General features: G+C 68.4%; 3 protein-coding genes. All 3 read left to right on the top strand.

Translation table 11 applies throughout. The annotated features are described in order from the left end of the window. Positions 1-198 precede the first annotated feature (198 nt). The 3 genes from idi (at position 199) to Q4E95_RS12400 (ending at position 2,583) form a co-directional block, all read left to right on the top strand. Positions 199-741: an isopentenyl-diphosphate Delta-isomerase gene (gene idi, locus Q4E95_RS12390; protein WP_303383593.1), complete on the top strand. Its 543-nt coding sequence runs from the start codon at positions 199-201 to the stop codon at positions 739-741. A gap of 46 nt (positions 742-787) precedes the next feature. Next, positions 788-1,960, top strand: coding sequence for a glycoside hydrolase family 76 protein (locus Q4E95_RS12395; RefSeq protein ID WP_303383594.1), 1,173 nt, complete (start codon positions 788-790; stop codon positions 1,958-1,960). 80 nt (positions 1,961-2,040) lie between these two features. After that, a complete protein-coding gene (locus Q4E95_RS12400; RefSeq protein ID WP_303383595.1) occupies positions 2,041-2,583 on the top strand; it encodes an NUDIX hydrolase family protein in 543 nt (180 codons plus the stop codon). Positions 2,584-2,948: the final 365 nt, after the last annotated feature.

The following is a 2,948-nucleotide window of genomic DNA, read 5'->3' on the forward strand; positions in this document are numbered from 1 at the left end:
GAAACGGCGGTTGTGGGCAAGGCCCCCAGGTCCACCAGAACGGGATCCGGCGCACCCGGCCCCGGCATCCGCACCCGCGTTGGCCCCACCCCGCGGTCCATGGGCAGGGGCGGTGCCGTGCGACGTTTCCTCATATCGTGTGAGACCTGCCAGCTACCATGGGCTGGAACCTAACACACCACCTCGAGGCGGCTCATCGTGACCCAGCAGACCACCGCGGAGCACGTGGTGCTCCTGGACGACCAGCACCGGCCCAGCGGCACCGCTCTCAAGTCGGAGGTCCACACCGAGGACACTCCCCTGCACCTTGCCTTTTCATGCCACGTGCTCAACACCAAGGGTGAGGTCCTGGTGACCCGTCGCGCGCTGAGCAAGAAGACCTGGCCGGGCGTGTGGACCAACAGTTTCTGCGGCCACCCGGGCCCGGACGAGTCCTTCGAGTCGGCCATCGCGCGTCGCGCGCAGCAGGAGCTCGGCCTGGAAATTCGCAATATCGCCCCCGTGGTCCCGGAGTTCAGCTATCGCGCCACGGATGCCTCCGGAATCGTGGAGAACGAGTTCTGCCCGGTCTTCGTGGCAACCACCGATTTCGAGCCCGAACCCGTGGAGTCCGAGGTCGCCGAATACGCCTGGGCCTCACCTCAGGACTTGGCCGGTGCCGTGCAGCGCGCCCCGTTCGCGTTCAGCCCGTGGCTCGTTTCGCAGATCGCGGAGCCAGAGTTGCAGGCCCAGCTCGGCTAGGCCGATAGGCTCGGTCCGTCCCGTTTTCCGGCCCAGGAGCACTGTCATGTCCGAATCCCCGGCGTACCGCGCCGCAAAAGCCGCGCACTCCGTGGATCACTTGTTCGGCTCCCGCGCACTGCGCATGCCGGGCACCTATCTGGGTGCCGTGGCTTTCCCGCACCCGCGCGTGGGCCCGTGGCATTACTGGTGGCAGGCCCATCTCCTGGACGCACTGGTCGACGCCGCCGCCCGCGAGCGCCTGGCCGGTCATCATGACCGCGCCGCCCGCCTCCGTTCCCGCGCTCATCACCTGTTGCGCGGCATGGCCGTCCGCAGCGGCGGACGAGTCACCAACAACTTGTTCTTCGACGACATGGCCTGGCTCGCCCTGGCCCTGGGACGACTGCGCGAGGAGGACCTCGAAGCGACCGGCACGTGCGGCAAGGACGTGCTCAGCGCGGGCAGCTCGCTCATGAGCCGGCTGGATTCCGGCTGCGACTCCAACCTGGGCGGCGGTACGTGGTGGAACACCACCCGCGATTACAAGAACACCGCTGCCACGGCTCCCACTGCACTCGCGCTGCTGCGGACCCACCGTGTCGCGGAGGCCCGCGGCCACCTGAACTGGTTGTTCGACACCCTGTGGGACGAAGAACGTGGCGCTTTCCTGGACGGCATCCGCTTGGTTGCCGCCGGGTCCGGCACGGAAACCACGGCCGTGGATCGCGCACTGTACAGCTACAACTCCGGCCCGGTGCTCGGCGCGGTCCTGGAGCTGGCCGAGCTCACAGAGGATCCCGAGGGGCGGCAGTTGTGGTCGGATCGCGCGGCCGCCATCGTGCACGGTGCCGCCGAGCAGTTCACCGAGGAAGGCCCCCTCGGGTCGCCCGTGCTGCGCGCCCACGGCGGCGGGGACGGCGGGCTGTTCATGGGGATCCTGGCGCGCTATCTGGGCCAGGCGGCGGCGTCGTCCTTGGTGGGCCCGGAGGCACGGAACCTGGCTCGCGAACTCGTCGAGGAAACCGCCCGGGCGCTGTGGGACGGTCGGCGCGAATTCGATCCGACCGAGGACTTCTCCACGCCCGGCCCGCAGCGTCATGAGGGCCAAACCATGGCTGTGTTTTCCCCCGAACCCGCGCGGCACTCGAACGAGGCGCAACGCGTGGGAGCCCCCGTGGAACTGGGCACGCAGGTGCAGGCGTGGACCGTTCTGGAGGCCGCCGCGCGCCTGGCATGAGGTTCGGCTGTGCGCTGAACGACCCCGCTAATCCGGCCCGCGGCATGGCCCCAAAGGGTGTGCTGCGGTAGAAACACTGTATGAGTTCTGTACGTACTCCGGACCCTAATCCAGGCTGGCTCAACGAGGACGACCTCAATCACGCCCGGTCGTTGCTGCCCATCGTCTACGTCCAGGCGATTCCCGTGCGCTTGGACCCCCTCGGCTGCATTTCCGAGATCGGCCTGCTGCTGCAAGGGACGTCGGAGGGCCACATGGTGCGCACCTTCGTCTCCGGGCGGGTGATGTACCGCGAGACCGTGCGCGCGGCGCTGTTGCGGCATCTGGAGAAGGATCTCGGCTCGCTCGCGTTCCCGCAAATGCCGTCTTCCACGGTGCCGTTCGCGGTCTCCGAATTCTTCCCGTCCCCCTCCGAGACCGGGCTGACCGACGACCGCCAGCACGCCGTGGCCCTGAGTTACATCATCCCGGTGCGCGGCGAATGCGAACCGCGCCAGGACGCCCTGCAGTTGTCATGGATGACCCCTGACGAGGCACTGTCGGCGAGCGTCCAGGGCGAGTTCGAAGGCGGCCGCGGGGATCTGATCCGCCAGGCCATTGCCCACGCCGGCTGGGGCCGCTGAGTCTCGACGACGCCGCCGCTGGGTCGCGTTTCGCGCGCTTTCCACCCGGGAGCATTCGGCCCGCGGACATCCGAGGTTGAGGAACGCACCTGAACATCTGGGGCAGAGGATCGCGCCTGGAACCCGGTGTTTTCTACGAACCTGTGCCAGAAATGTCTCCGAGGTGCTCCGCCCGGTCTGCGACAAGGCCCGCAGTTCCATGGCTGCCCCGGCTCACACGTCAGCCCCGCGGCTCCTCACCATTGGCCGCCTGGCGGATCAGCGGAACGGCACGGGTGTCCGCTTCACGCTCCGAGCGGGACCGGAAGAAGTACACGACCGCCAGACCGCACACCGCGCCGATCACGGTTTCCACCGCGCGGGCC

Origin of the sequence: Kocuria sp., assembly GCF_030536815.1 — a bacterium.
GTDB lineage: Bacteria > Actinomycetota > Actinomycetes > Actinomycetales > Micrococcaceae > Kocuria > Kocuria gwangalliensis.